The 13,065-nt window shown below is 70.6% G+C and carries 12 protein-coding genes; 2 read left to right on the top strand and 10 right to left on the bottom strand.

What is annotated here, in order from left to right:
- The 4 genes from VF697_RS07645 to VF697_RS07630 form a co-directional block, all read right to left on the bottom strand.
- Positions 1-333, bottom strand: a 333-nt coding sequence (locus VF697_RS07645; protein ID WP_331092839.1) for an SsrA-binding protein, incomplete at its 3' end; no start/stop codon positions are given.
- Between the two features lie 13 nt (positions 334-346).
- Complete coding sequence (panC, locus tag VF697_RS07640) at positions 347-1,201, bottom strand: pantoate--beta-alanine ligase (protein WP_331092838.1); 855 nt, start codon at positions 1,199-1,201, stop codon at positions 347-349.
- Between the two features lie 3 nt (positions 1,202-1,204).
- Positions 1,205-2,101, bottom strand: a complete 897-nt coding sequence (panB, locus tag VF697_RS07635) for a 3-methyl-2-oxobutanoate hydroxymethyltransferase (protein ID WP_331092837.1) — start codon at positions 2,099-2,101, stop codon at positions 1,205-1,207.
- Between the two features lie 163 nt (positions 2,102-2,264).
- Positions 2,265-2,912 (bottom strand): deoxynucleoside kinase, encoded by a 648-nt coding sequence (locus tag VF697_RS07630; protein WP_331092836.1) that lies wholly within the window; start codon positions 2,910-2,912, stop codon positions 2,265-2,267.
- A 204-nt stretch (positions 2,913-3,116) separates the two neighbouring features.
- Between VF697_RS07630 and VF697_RS07625 the strand changes: the two genes are divergently transcribed.
- Entirely contained in the window at positions 3,117-3,398 is a 282-nt protein-coding gene (locus tag VF697_RS07625; protein WP_331092835.1) for a hypothetical protein, read from the top strand.
- A gap of 13 nt (positions 3,399-3,411) precedes the next feature.
- Here the strand turns inward: VF697_RS07625 and VF697_RS07620 are convergent, their stop codons facing one another.
- The 5 genes from VF697_RS07620 to VF697_RS07600 form a co-directional block, all read right to left on the bottom strand.
- Positions 3,412-3,810, bottom strand: coding sequence for a hypothetical protein (locus VF697_RS07620; protein ID WP_331092834.1), 399 nt, complete (start codon positions 3,808-3,810; stop codon positions 3,412-3,414).
- Between the two features lie 13 nt (positions 3,811-3,823).
- Entirely contained in the window at positions 3,824-4,654 is an 831-nt protein-coding gene (gene rsmA / locus VF697_RS07615; protein WP_331092833.1) for a 16S rRNA (adenine(1518)-N(6)/adenine(1519)-N(6))-dimethyltransferase RsmA, read from the bottom strand.
- A gap of 13 nt (positions 4,655-4,667) precedes the next feature.
- A complete protein-coding gene (gene tsaD, locus VF697_RS07610; RefSeq protein ID WP_331092832.1) occupies positions 4,668-5,666 on the bottom strand; it encodes a tRNA (adenosine(37)-N6)-threonylcarbamoyltransferase complex transferase subunit TsaD in 999 nt (332 codons plus the stop codon).
- A gap of 32 nt (positions 5,667-5,698) precedes the next feature.
- Complete coding sequence (locus VF697_RS07605; RefSeq protein WP_331092831.1) at positions 5,699-8,380, bottom strand: response regulator; 2,682 nt, start codon at positions 8,378-8,380, stop codon at positions 5,699-5,701.
- Positions 8,381-8,637: 257 nt separating this feature from the next.
- Positions 8,638-10,356 carry a J domain-containing protein gene (locus VF697_RS07600; protein WP_331092830.1) on the bottom strand — a complete coding sequence of 573 codons (1,719 nt, stop codon included), beginning with the start codon at positions 10,354-10,356 and terminating at the stop codon, positions 8,638-8,640.
- 27 nt (positions 10,357-10,383) lie between these two features.
- Between VF697_RS07600 and VF697_RS07595 the strand changes: the two genes are divergently transcribed.
- Positions 10,384-12,069 carry a hypothetical protein gene (locus VF697_RS07595; RefSeq protein WP_331092829.1) on the top strand — a complete coding sequence of 562 codons (1,686 nt, stop codon included), beginning with the start codon at positions 10,384-10,386 and terminating at the stop codon, positions 12,067-12,069.
- 74 nt (positions 12,070-12,143) lie between these two features.
- On the opposite strand, the gene VF697_RS07590 is transcribed toward VF697_RS07595, so the two are convergent.
- A partial coding sequence (locus tag VF697_RS07590; RefSeq protein WP_331092828.1) for a hypothetical protein occupies positions 12,144-13,065 on the bottom strand: 922 nt, incomplete at its 5' end.

Raw genomic sequence — 13,065 nt, 5'->3', positions numbered from 1 at the left:
GCCTCGCTCGCGCACCTTGGTCGCCCAACGGTCGATTTCCTCGCGGTGCATCAACAACTTGCGGCCACGCAAGGGCTCGTGGGTGAAGAAGCTGGAAGGGTTGTAGGTGCCAATGTGGGCGTTGAGCAGATACAGCTCGCTGCCCTTGGGCAGGGCATACGCATCCGAGAGGTTGGCCGTGCCAGCCCGCAGCGCCTTCACCTCGCTGCCCGAGAGCTGAAGGCCCGCCTCGACCTTCTCGTCCACGGAGTAGGCGGCGCGCGCCTTGCGGTTCTCGGCGATGACCTTGATGCCGGAGTCGCCCGTCCCGCCCTTGCCCTTTGCACCCGACATACGCTCGCGTCCTCTAGGCCCCGATGGGCTGGTTGTCGATCAGCCGTGTGGTACCGACGAAGGCCGCCACCAGCAGCCGTGCCGGCTGGCCTGGAGTCACGGCCGACAGGGGGGTCAGCGAGGTGGCGTCCATCAACTCCACATAATCCTCGCGCAGACCCGCCGCCTCCAATTCACGACGCACCACGCCGACCAGGGCCTGGGCCTCACGCGTGCCCCCTTCACAGAGGGCCCGGGCGGCCGACAGGCCTCGCGACAGGGCGAGCGCCCGCTTCCTGTCCTCCGGGGACAGGTAGGCATTGCGGGAACTCATCGCCAGCCCGTCCGCCTCGCGGAGGGTGGGCATGCCGACGATTTCCACGCCCAGGTTCAGGTCGCGCTCGAGGGCGCGGATGACCTGGAGCTGCTGGTAGTCCTTCTCGCCGAAGAGGGCCACGTGGGGCTTGAAGAGGCACAGCAGCTTCGTCACCACCGTGGCCACGCCCCGGAAGTGGCCGGGACGGCGCGCCCCGCACAGCCCCTGGCTCACCTTCTCCACGTCCACGTACGTCTGGAAACCCGGCGGGTACACCTCGGCCGGCTCGGGCGCGAAGACGACCTCCACCCCCACGCTGGCGCACTTGGCCAGGTCCCCCGTCATGTCCCGCGGGTAGCGCGACAGGTCCTCGGAGGGACCGAACTGGGTGGGGTTGACGAAGATGGAGGCCGCGACGACGTCGGCCCGGTTGCGTCCCTCGCGCATCAACGAGAGGTGGCCGTCATGGAGGTAGCCCATGGTGGGCACCAGGGCCAGCCGGCGGCCCGAGCGACGAATGGACTCCGCCCAGGCGGCGGTCTCGGCGACGGTGCGAAGGACGAGCGGTGCCATGGACTAGACCGGCGCTCCGTACACGGGGCCCAGCTTCTCCGCGGCCTCGGTGGTGGCCTCGACCTCGGGGCTGACGGGCACGAGGCGGATGGGCTTGGACTTGAAGGAGTGCTCCTCGTCCGGGAAGGTGCCCGCGCGCACCTCGGCGAAATAGGCGCCCGCCGCCTCGGTCATGGAGCCGTGGAGGTTGGCGTAGCGCTTGACGAACTTGGGCTTGAAGTCCGGATTCATCCCCAGCAGGTCGTAGCAGACGAGCACCTGCCCGTCGCAGTATTTGCCCGCGCCGATGCCGATGGTGGGGATGGAGAGGCGCTGGGTGATGGTGCGCGCCAGCTCCAGCGGCACGCCCTCCAGCACCAGCGAGAAACAGCCGGCGCGCTCCAGCGCGATGGCGTCCTCGAGAATCTTCCGGGCGGCGTCCTCGTCGCGGCCCTGCACCACGTAGCCGCCCATCTTGTGCACCGACTGGGGCGTGAGGCCCAGGTGGCCCATGACGGGGACGCTGGCGCGCACGATGGCGGAGATGACGTTGGCGAACTCGGCGCCGCCCTCCAGCTTCACCGCGCCCACCCTGCCCTCCGCCACCAGCCGGCCGGCGTTGCGCACCGCCTCCTCCACCGAGACCTGGTAGCTCATGAAGGGCATGTCGCCCACCACGAGCGCCCGCTTCGTCCCGCGCGTGACGGCGGCCGAGTGGTACACCATCTGGTCCATGGTGACGGGGAGCGTGGAGTCATGCCCCTGGACGACCATGCCCAGGGAGTCCCCCACGAGCAGCACGTCCGCGCCGGCCTCATCGAAGACCCGGGCGAAGGTGGCGTCGTAGGCCGTGACCATGCAGATCTTCTGGCCGCTCTGCTTCTGGCGCTTCAGCGTATGGATGGTGACCTTGTCCTTCACGGTTCACCTCCTATGGCGGTGAGGGTTCGTCCTGCGCTGCGTGGATGCGCACCCCTCGCCGTCCCCGGTAGGGGCTCGCCGGAGATGACCATCCACGGGGGACTCTAACGCCCTTGGACGCGCCGCGGGGACTTCTCGTGAGGGCAGGCGACCAGCCGAGCCACTACCCCGCCCGCTTGCTCGCCATGGGGAGGTAGTGCTGGGTGCCCTGACGCGCCCGATCGATGGCGCCCAGGAGCCCCTTGAGGTCTCCCTCGTTGTGGACGAAGTCGATGTCCGAAGTGTCCACCACCAACATGGGCGTCGCCGTGTAGTGGGAGATGAACTCGTTGTAGGCGTGGACGAGCTCCTCCAGGTAGCCGGCGTCGAACTGCCGCTCGAACTCCCGGCCGCGCTTCTTGATGCGGTAGAGCAGCACGTCCAGCCGCGCCTTCAAGAAGATGACGAGGTCCGGCTGGGTGACGCGCGGGCTGAGCGCCTCGAAGACGCGGTCATAGAGGGCCAGCTCGTGCGAGTCCAGCGTCAGGCACGCGAAGATGCGGTCCTTGGCGAACAAATAATCGCTGACCGTCACCGAGTTGAAGAGGTCCTGCTGGACGAGCTCCTCCTGCTGCCGGAAGCGCGAGAGCAGGAAGAAGAGCTGCGTCTGGAAGGCGTACTTCTGCCGGTCCTCGTAGAAGTTGGCGAGGAAGGGATTCTCCTCGAAGCGCTCGAAGATGCGCCGCGCGCCGAAACGCTCGGCGAGGATGTTGGAGAGGCTCGTCTTGCCGACGCCGATGGGCCCCTCGACCACGATGTAGCGGTTGTCCATCCCCTTCGAGACCTCCGACCTCTAAACGAAAGCCACGCGCCCACCCTTCCGGGCCGGCAGCGGGTCGCGGATATAGAACATGGGAGTGCCCCTCGGGCAATGTTCCGGCACGAGGCACGCGCTCCCCCTTGACGGCTCGGGAGGGGTCCACTACCAAGACGCACGCGCGGTGCGGGACACGTGGGCGCGCAGGGGCCGAGGGAGATGAATCGACGGCAGCGGGCGAAGACGGTCATCGAGCTGGAGCCACGTCGGGCCACGTCCACCGAGACGGCCCAGGCCCCCGCGGAGCTGGTGGAGACCGACCCCCTCTACGGCGTGGCCCTCCTCAAGATGGCCCTGGAGCTGAAGCGTCGGCAGGACGGCTCGCCGGAGGAGATCCTCCGCGACGTGCTCGCGCGCATGCGGCTGCCCGAGGACGCGTTCCGCGCATGGCTCTCCCAGCAGGGCGGGCTGTCGCAGATGCTGGGCGGCGGCGAGGGCTGAGCGGCCCTGGGGGCTACAGCGTGGCCACCCACGGCTGGAGCGCGGTGTCCACCGCGTTGCCGAGGGACTTGCAGAACGAGTACTCGGTCCGCAGCCGCTCGACGGGCGTGGCCGCCTCGAAGCGCCGCGTCTCGAAGAAGAGCGCGTACACCACCTTGTCGCCCACCTTCGAGCGGATGCCGAGGTGGTCCCCCTGCACGTCCATCTGCGGCAGCAGCATCCGCTCCAGCGAGCGGTAGACGCGGACCATGTCCTGGGTGGCGCCCACGAAGGCGTGCTCGTCGATCAGGGGAATGGTGCTCGGATCACCCCACCGCAGCAGCACCTCCCCATTGGGGCGGGCGAACACCGCGTACAGCACGCCGAAGCGGTTGAGCACCGGCTCCAGGGCCTCCATTGGCAGGGGTCTCATCAATCCTCTCCCGCTACCCCGCGACGGGTCCGAGTGCGCGCTCGATGGCGGCGAACTCCTCGGGCGAGAGCGTCTCCGCGCGACGGGTGGGGTCGATGCCCGCCGTCGCCAGCGCCTGCTGGAGCTGCTCCAGCGTGCCCAGTGACTTGTCCGACTTGAGCGAGTTGATGAGCGTCTTGCGCCGCTGCGCGAAGCCCGCCTTCACCAGCCGGATGAAGCGCGCGCCATCCACCACCGGGGCCAGGGGCTGGGGCCGCCGCGTCAGCCGCAGCACCGCCGAGTCCACCTTCGGCGGCGGGTGGAAGCGATGGGCGTCGATGTCGAAGAGGTGCTCGGGCTCGAAGTACAGGCCGAGGATGGCGGAGAGCAGGCCGTACTCGCGCCCGCCCGGCCTGGCCGAGAGCCGATCCACCACCTCCTTCTGCAGGGTGAAGACGGCGCACGTCACGTGGTCGCGCTGCTCCAGCACCTGGAAGAGGATGGAGCTCGTCAGGTGGTACGGGAGGTTTCCCGCCACCTTCAGCTCGGGCACGCCGGCCACCTCGGCGAAGTCCACCGTGGCCGCGTTGCCGGACACCACGCGCACCCCGGGGATGGCCTCCTTCTCCAGCACCGCGATCATGTCGCGGTCCTTCTCCACCGCGGTGACACGCGCCCCCGTGGCCGCGAGGAAGCGCGTCAGGTGCCCGAGGCCCGGACCCAGCTCCACCAGGGGCTCGCCCTCGCGCAGCTCCAGCGCGTCGGCGATGGCCTCGAGGATCTCCGGGTCTCCGAGGAAGTTCTGCCCCCAGCTGTGCTTGGCATGCAGGCCATGACGCCGGAGGATGTCACGAGGTGTATCCACGGAGAGGTCCCTATCACATGCGCCAGGCGGGATCGGCGGACAGATTGAAGTCGCCGCGCAGGCCCCGGCGCCAGGCCTCGTAGCCCGCCACGGCGATCATCGCCCCGTTGTCCGTGCACAGCCGCACCGGCGGCAGGTAGAGCTTCAGGCCCCGCTCCTCGGCGCGCTCCTGGCACAGCGAGCGCAGCCGCGAGTTGGCCGCCACGCCCCCGCACACCACCAGGCGATTGAGGCCCAGCCGGCGCGCGGCGGCGACGAACTTCTTCGACAGCGCGTCCGCCACGGCCTCCTGGAAGGAGGCGCACAGGTCCGCCAGCGCCTGCCCCTCGGGCATGCCGTGCTTGCGCACATGCTGAAGCACCGCCGTCTTCAGGCCGGAGAAGGACCAGTCGAAGTTCTCCGAGCCGGGCAGCGCGCGGGGGAAGCGGATGGCCTCCGGGTTCCCCTTCTGCGCGAGCTGGTCGATGGGCAGCCCACCCGGGTACGGCAGGCCGAGGATGCGCGCCGTCTTGTCGTAGGCCTCGCCCGCGGCGTCGTCGCGGGTGCTGCCCACCAGCCGGTAGCGGCCGTAGTCCTGCACCTCGTAGAGGCTGGTATGGCCTCCAGAGACGACGAGCCCGAGGAACGGGGGCTCCGGGGCGTCCTCGAGCAGCCGGATGGCGAGCAGGTGCCCCTCGAGGTGGTTGGCCCCGACGAAGGGCTTGCCGGTGGCGAGGCTCAGGGACTTGGCCACCTGGACGCCCACCAGGAGGGCGCCGATGAGGCCGGGCCCGGAGGTGACGGCGATGAGGTCCACGTCATCGAGCGTCTTGCCCGCGCGGGTGAGGGCCTCGTGCAGCACGGGCATGACCTGCACCACGTGGTTGCGGCTGGCGAGCTCCGGCACCACCCCACCCCAGCGCCGGTGGATGTCCACCTGGGTGGAGACGACGTCCGCGAGCACGCGCCGGCCGTCCTCCACGAGGGCGGCGGCGGTCTCATCACAAGAGGTTTCGAGTCCGAGTACGAGCAAGGAGGCAGCCTTTCCAGGAGCCCGCCGCCCGCCTACTGGCCGAGCTGCTTGAGCGCGGCGCGAACGTCGTTGGCGAACTGGCCAGAGGGCTCCAGGAAGAGATAGCGCTTATACGCGTCGACTGCCTTCTTATCCTGCTGGGTCATCTGCCGGGCCATGCCCAGGCACAACCACGCACGCGCGTTGTTGGGCTGGTCCTTGAGCCCGTCCTCCAGCAGCTTGACGGCCTCGCGGTAGCCCGCGTTGCTCGGGTCGCCGCTCACCAGCGCGATGCCCAGACCCGCCTTGGCCTCGGCCGAATCGGGCTTGAGGGCGAGCGCCTTGCGGTAGGAGAGCGCGGCCGTCTTGAACTTGCCCGCCGCGATGAGCCGCTTGGAGCTGCGCACGAGGTTGGCGTACCGGGCCTCGGGGCTCAGCTTCTGCGTCTCGGCCTGCTCCACCTCCTCGTCCTTCCCATCGTCCTCGACGGGCGGCGTCGCCGTCAGGACGACGGGCGGCTGCTCCACGGGCTTGGGAGTCTCCGGCGTCGCGGCCGGCGTGTTCTGCGCGGTGGCCGGCTGCTCCGGCTGGGCCGGCGGCGTCTCGGCGGGCTTCGCCTCGGGCGCCTTCGTCTCCGGCGTCTTCGTCTCGGGCGCCTTCGCCTCGGGGGCCGGCGGCTTCACCTGCTCGGTGGGCGCGGGCTTCGGCGGCGGCACATCCGAGCCGCTGCCCCGACCGAACATCACCACCGCGGCGGCCACGGCGATCGCCGCGACACCCACCCCGATATAGAGGCCGGTGCGGCTCGGCTTCGACGGCTGCACGGCACCCTCGCCCGCCGCCGGACCCTTCTTGGGCCGTGGGGTCGGCTTGGGCTCCACCACGGGCCTGGTGGTGGCCATGGGCGGAGTCGGCTTGGGCTCCGGCTTGGGCTCCTCGGTGGGCCTGGCCGCGACGGGCTCACTCGCGACCTGGGGCTTCTCGGCCGGCTTCTCCGCGGGCTTCTCGGCGGCGACAACGGGCGTGGGCGTCGGCTCACTCTCCGGGGCCAGAGCGATGGGCTTCATCCCCGACACCAGCGTCACCTCCTCGGCCGGAGTCGCGGGCTCCGGAGGCGGCACGGGCGGGAACGGATTGGGCGCCACGGCGGCGCCACCGAAGATGGGGCCACGCGGCGAGGAGTCTGGCTGCTCCACGGGGGCCGGCGTCGAAGGCGAGGACGTGGGCGTGCTGGCGACGGACGCGGGAGAAACCGACGACGTCTGCGAGCGGGGAGCCGGAGACCAGCCCGGACCCCACCCACCCGCCGAGCCGAGGCCATCCACGTCTACCCGGCTCCAGTCGAGCAGCAGGCTGCGCCGCTCCTGCTCCTTGGCGCGGTGGGCCGGCGCCGGCTCCACGAGGAACGACGAGCCCTCGGCCAGGACCGGAGGCGCGACGATGTCCTGCTCCGGGAGCACCGGTGCGCGCCGAGGCTTGGCCTCGAAGACGACGACGTTGGCGGGCTGCGGCGGCTGCGCCGCCTCCACCTGGGGCTGCTCCGAAGCCACGGGCGCCACCACGGGCGGCGGCGCGGGCTGCGCCACCACGGGCGCTACCGGAGGCGGCTCGGGCTGTGCCACCACGGGCGCCACCACGGCCACGGGCGCCACCACGGCCAAGGGCATGGGCACGGGCACCACGGGAGGAGCCACCGGCTCCGGAGCCGGCTCGGTGGGAGCGCTCGGCGCCGGCGCGGTGTGCAGCCACTCCTCGATGCCGGGCTTGCCGCTCTGCACGGGCTCCTGCGAGACGCTGCCCAGCTCGCGGATGAGGCCCTCGAAGTACAGCTTGCTGATGATGCCGAGCGCCGCCAGGTCGTCGAAGTCCGAGTCCTCCACCACCCGGCTCAGGCTGCGCTTGCCGTCGAAGAGGCGCAGCAGCCCGTTGACCTCGTCCGGAATCTCCGAGAGCCGGTCGGCCAGCTGGTGGTAGTCGATCTCGAACACCGTCTCCAGCGGCGGGAGCTGCTCGAGCATGCGGCCCCACTCGTCCAGGCGGCGCATGCCCTCCATCAGCAGGCCCTGGGTGGAGACCTCGATGCGCTCGGGACGGTCGAGCGCGGTGAACTGCACCTCGAACTCGCCCTCGGTGGCGTTGAGCAGACGGTAGAAGGCGTTCTCGCCCTTGAGCCGCCCCATCTCCGCGTCGATGACGCGGCCTTCCTTGAAGTAGATGGTGGCGACGCGCTCGCCCTTGATGGAGATGTTGCCCGTCTTGCGGCCGATCTCGAACGTCTGGACCAGGTCCACCACGCCCATGTCGGCCAGGTTGCCGGCGAACCCGCCCTTGGTCGTCTCGCGCCGCTCGATCCTCTCCTTGTCCACCTTCTGGAGGATCATCGTCAGGCGGGTGACGATCTCTTTGATGTAGATGGGCTTGGTCAGGTAGTCGTCGCCCCCGAGCTCCAGCCCCTTCACCTTCGCCTCGACCGCCTTCTGGTTGGTGAGGAAGACGTAGGGAATGTGCTTGAAGCGCTCGTCCGACTTGAGCGCCTTGCACAGCTCGAAGCCGTCCATCTCCGGCATCTTCGTGTCGGCGAGCACGAGATCCGGCGGGCTGATCTGCACCTTCTCGAGCGCATCCTTCCCGTGGATGGCGGTCGTGACGGAGAAGCCCGCCTTCTTCAGGCTGACCTCCATGACGCGGAGACTCTTCGGGTCACCATCGACCAGGAGCAGGTGCTGCTTGGCCACGTTCGATTGCCTTTCGCTGCGAGCCACCTGAAGACGGGGCCCGACGCGGAGAAGCCCGGATGATCATGCCCGCTCTCCAGGCATGTCAATGGTAGAGGGAGCGGGGTTCTCGGCCGGCGTCCAGGGGAGCGGGCTCCGTCCGGGGTGGCTCGCAACCCGCCCGGAGGCCGATCAGGCGGGCGACGGCTCCAGGAAAGCCCCGACCTGCCCGCCCTGGGTAGGAGGGGGGAGCGGAAGGTAGGGGCTTGGAGCCACCGTCAGCGGAAGAGGCCGCCCTTCTTGGGGGGCGGAGGATTCTTCTTGCGCATCTCGATGAGGCGCAGCTCCTGGTTGGCCTCGAGGTGCTTGGGGTTGGCGCGCACCGCCTCGCGGAAGTGGCGCTCGGCCCGGTCCATGTCGCCCTCGACGCGGGCGATGACGCCAAGCTGGTAGTGGGCCCGGTCGCAGTTCGCGTCCCGCTTGAGCGCCTCGGCCATCATCTGCTTGGCCTTGGGCACCTCGGCCTTGCGCTGCGGGTCCATGTAGATGGCCCACGCGCAGGCGGCGAGGTACAGGGCCTTCGGGTCGGCGCTGTAGGCCCGCTCGAAGTGCTCGACCGCGGCCGCGAAGTCCCGCTTGCGGAAGAAGACCTCGCCCATCTTGAAGAGGTCGTTCGGGTCCACGCCACCGGGCCGGGGGGCGCTCTGCGTGGGCACCTTGGAGCGCAGCTCCTGGAGGTAGGCCGCGCGCTTCGCGTCGTCGTAGAGGACCTCGTAGGCCTCGCGGATGGCCTCGAAGACGGCGGTCATCTTGGGCGCGAGCGCGGAGAGGGCTGGAGGCAGGCGGTCCGGATGGAAGCGCTTGGCGAGCGCGAGGAACGCCGTCTTCACCTGCTCGCGCTTCACCTCCGGGCCGATGGCCAGGCCGAGCGTGGTGAAGTGGTCCCGCTTCGCCTGCACGTCGGCGTAGCGCTGCTCGATGAGCTGGGCGAGCTGCTGCTCGTCGGGAGCGCTCGGGGCCGGCGCGCTGGGAGCGGGTCGCGCGGCCGCGGGCGAGGCCGCGGCGGGAGCGACTCCGGGGGCCGGGGCGGGACTGGCCGCGGGGGGCCCCAGGGTCTCCAGGGTGCGCTGGAGCAGGCGCTGGCGGCGCTGCTTCGAGGCCTCGTCGGTGGGCTCACCCACCAGATCGTCCTCGCCGAGGGCCAGCTCGTCCCAGTCCTCGGGCGGCTGGACCTGGCTGGCCTGGCCTGGGGTGGAGGGACGGGCCTCCGGAGCGGGCGCGGGTGCCGGAGCCGGGCGAGAAACCTCGGGGGTGGCCGGGACGCTGGCCTTCACCGTCGGCGCGACGGCGGGAGCACGGGCCTGGGGAACCTCGGTCTGGACGAGCGACTCCAGGTGGGCATCGACCTGCTGCAGCGCGGCCTCGAAAGAGGCGCTCATGTCGCCGGGAGCCTCGACGGAGGCGTTGGCCCGGTCGAAGGTGACGATGCGCCAGAGGTCGTCATCGCCCGTGGGGCGAGGTGCGTCCGGTCCCAGCCGGAGCGGCTGCATGGGCGCGGGGGCGGGCGCATTGGCACGAGCCGACAGGTTCGGAGGAACGACACCCGCCGGGGCCGGCGCGGGGGCCGAGGGAGAACGGAGCCCCGGAGGCACGGCACCGGCCGGCGCGGGAGCCGAGGGAGAGCGGAGCCCCGGAGGCACGGCGGCCCGAGGCGGCACCGCGGGCTGCGGGCGGGCAGCCGACGGGGGAGCGACGGGTGCGGCGACGACGGGGGCCACGGGCGCGGAAGGCTCGGGGGTCGAGAACTCGACCCAGAAGTCCTGGTCGCCACCCGGCTGGCTCGCCGGTGCCGGGGAGACAGGGGCCGAGGGCGCGGTCACTCCCGGCGTGGCGGCCACCAGAACGTCCGCTTCTGGCCCGGTGGGGAGAGCGTCGATGAGCCACGACTCGGGAGCAGCGGCCCCGGCCCGCCGCATCGCGTCCTCCATGTCCTGCATCTGCGCGGCATTGGCCTGTTCGCGTGCGTGCTGGAGCGCGGCCGTATCGTCCTGCGAGGGCAGCTCCGCGCTGCCCGGGCTTCCGGCCAGTTCCAGCGCGCCAGGGTTCCCAGGCGTATCGCTCGGGAATGCGTCGAACCAGACCTCGGAGGAAGACGCGACCTCGGCGAGGGAGGCCTCGTCCTGGGCTCCGGGCTTCGTTCCCGCTGCAGGAGCGACGGGTACATCGGCGAACTGGCCGGCCTCGGGAGACGGGGAGTCGTCGATCGGCGAGGCGGTGAGGATCAGCTCCCCATCCTGCAACTCGGCCGACTCGGCGATGAAAGCCATATCCGAGAGCTGGGACACCTCGGCGGGACGCCGCTGCTCGGCGAGGCGCCGCGCCTCGGCACGACGCTTCTCCTCCGCGAGACGCGCCTCCTCGGCGATCCGCTGCTCTTCGGCCAGACGTGCGGCTTCAGCGAGACGAGCCTCTTCCGCGAGACGAGCCGCCTCGGCAAGACGCACCTCCTCCGCGCGACGGGCCTCCTCCGCCAGTCGAGCTTCCTCAGCGCGACGGGCCTCCTCCGCAAGGCGAGCCTCTTCGGCGCGACGAGCCTCTTCGGCGAGACGAGCCTCTTCCGCCAGCCGGGCCGCCTCTGCGAGACGGGCCTCTTCTTCCGCTCGAAGACGAGCCTCTTCCGCCAAGCGGGCTTCCTCAGCCAACCGCGCCTCTTCGGCGCGACGAGCCTCTTCGGCGCGACGAGCCTCTTCCGCCAGGCGGGCTTCTTCAGCCAGCCGCGCCTCTTCGGCGCGACGAGCCTCTTCCGCCAAGCGGGCTTCTTCGGCGCGACGAGCCTCTTCCGCCAGGCGGGCTTCTTCAACGAGCCGTGCCTCTTCGGCACGACGAGCCTCTTCCGCCAAGCGGGCCTCTTCTGCCAAGCGGGCTTCCTCAGCCAGCCGCGCCTCTTCGGCGAGGCGGGCCTCCTCAGCCAGCCGTGCCTCTTCGGCACGACGAGCCTCTTCCGCCAAGCGGGCTACCTCTGCGAGACGGGCCTCTTCTTCTGCTCGACGACGAGCCTCTTCGGCGAGGCGGGCCTCCTCAGCCAGCCGCGCCTCTTCGGCGAGTCGAGCCTCTTCGGCGCGACGAGCCTCCTCAGCCAGCCGCGCCTCTTCGGCCAGCCGCGCCTCTTCTTCAGCCCGAAGACGAGCCTCTTCGGCGAGCCGAGCCTCCTCAGCCAGTCGCGCCTCTTCTTCAGCCCGAAGACGAGCCTCTTCCGCCAAGCGGGCTTCTTCAGCCAGCCGAGCCTCTTCGGCGCGACGAGCCTCCTCAGCCAGCCGCGCCTCTTCTTCAGCCCGAAGACGAGCCTCTTCAGCGAGGCGGGCTTCCTCAGCCAGCCGAGCCTCTTCCGCGAGCCGAGCCTCTTCGGCCAGTCGCGCCTCTTCCGCGAGGCGGGCCGCCTCTGCGAGTCGGGCCTCTTCCGCCAAGCGGGCTTCTTCCGCGAGCCGCGCCTCTTCGGCGAGGCGGGCTTCCTCCGCGCGGCGCGCCTCTTCTTCTGCCCGAAGACGAGCCTCCTCTGCGAGTCGAGCCTCCTCTGCACGACGGGCTTCTTCAGCCAGCCGAACCTCTTCGGCGAGGCGGGCTTCCTCCGCGCGGCGCGCCTCTTCTTCCGCCCGAAGACGAGCCTCCTCTGCGAGTCGAGCCTCCTCTGCACGACGGGCTTCTTCAGCTAGCCGCGCCTCTTCGGCCAGCCGCGCCTCCTCTTCAGCCCGACGACGAGCCTCTTCCGCCAAGCGAGCCTCTTCGGCTAGTCGGGCTTCCTCGGCCAGCCTCTGCTCCTCAGCGATCCGAGCCTCTTCGGCGCGGCGAGTCTCCTCGGCCAGCCGGGCTTCCTCGGCACGGCGCGCCTCTTCTTCCGCCCGAAGACGAGCCTCCTCAGCGAGTCGAACCTCTTCCGCCTGACGGCGAGCCTCTTCCGCCAAGCGGGCTTCCTCAGCCAGTCGCGCCTCTTCAGCTCGAAGACGCGCCTCCTCGGCAAGACGAGCCTCTTCGGCCAGTCGCCGAGCTTCCTCTTCAGCTCGACGCCGAGCCTCTTCGGCGAGACGAGCCTCTTCGGCGAGGCGGGCCTCTTCCTCCGCTCGACGTCTGGCCTCTTCGGCGAGACGAGCCTCTTCCGCGAGACGAGCCTCTTCGGCCAGTCGCGCCTCTTCGGCGAGACGAGCCTCTTCGGCGAGGCGGGCCTCCTCGGCCAGTCGCGCCTCTTCCTCCGCTCGACGTCTGGCCTCTTCGGCGAGACGAGCCTCCTCCGCGAGGCGGGCCTCCTCAGCCAATCGCGCCTCTTCCTCTGCTCGGCGCCGTGCCTCTTCGGCGAGCCGGGCTTCCTCAGCCAGTCGCGCCTCTTCGGCCAGTCGCGCCTCTTCGGCCAGTCGCGCCTCTTCCGCGAGCCGGGCCTCCTCTTCAGCCCTGCGCCGTGCCTCTTCGGCGAGGCGCGCCTCCTCCGCAAGGCGCGCTTCCTCGGCAAGACGAGCCTCTTCGGCCAGTCGCCGAGCTTCCTCTTCAGCTCGACGCCGAGCCTCTTCGGCGAGGCGGGCCTCTTCCGCGAGACGAGCCTCTTCGGCCAGTCGCGCCTCTTCCGCGAGTCGAGCCTCTTCCGCGAGCCGGGCCTCCTCGTCAGCCCTGCGCCGTGCCTCTTCGGCGAGGCGCGCCTCCTCCGCAAGGCGCGCTTCGTC

Source organism: Archangium sp. (assembly GCF_036388035.1).
Taxonomy (GTDB): domain Bacteria; phylum Myxococcota; class Myxococcia; order Myxococcales; family Myxococcaceae; genus Archangium.
This window is presented reverse-complemented; position numbering and strand designations above follow the sequence as displayed.

Coding starts and splice junctions, on each gene's coding strand:
- panC (WP_331092838.1), bottom strand. CDS start 1,201: ATGGCACCGCTCGTCCTTCGCACCGTCGCCGAGACCGCCGCCTGGGCG.
- VF697_RS07630 (WP_331092836.1), bottom strand. CDS start 2,912: ATGGACAACCGCTACATCGTGGTCGAGGGGCCCATCGGCGTCGGCAAG.
- VF697_RS07625 (WP_331092835.1), top strand. CDS start 3,117: ATGAATCGACGGCAGCGGGCGAAGACGGTCATCGAGCTGGAGCCACGT.
- VF697_RS07620 (WP_331092834.1), bottom strand. CDS start 3,810: ATGAGACCCCTGCCAATGGAGGCCCTGGAGCCGGTGCTCAACCGCTTC.
- VF697_RS07600 (WP_331092830.1), bottom strand. CDS start 10,356: ATGCAGGACATGGAGGACGCGATGCGGCGGGCCGGGGCCGCTGCTCCC.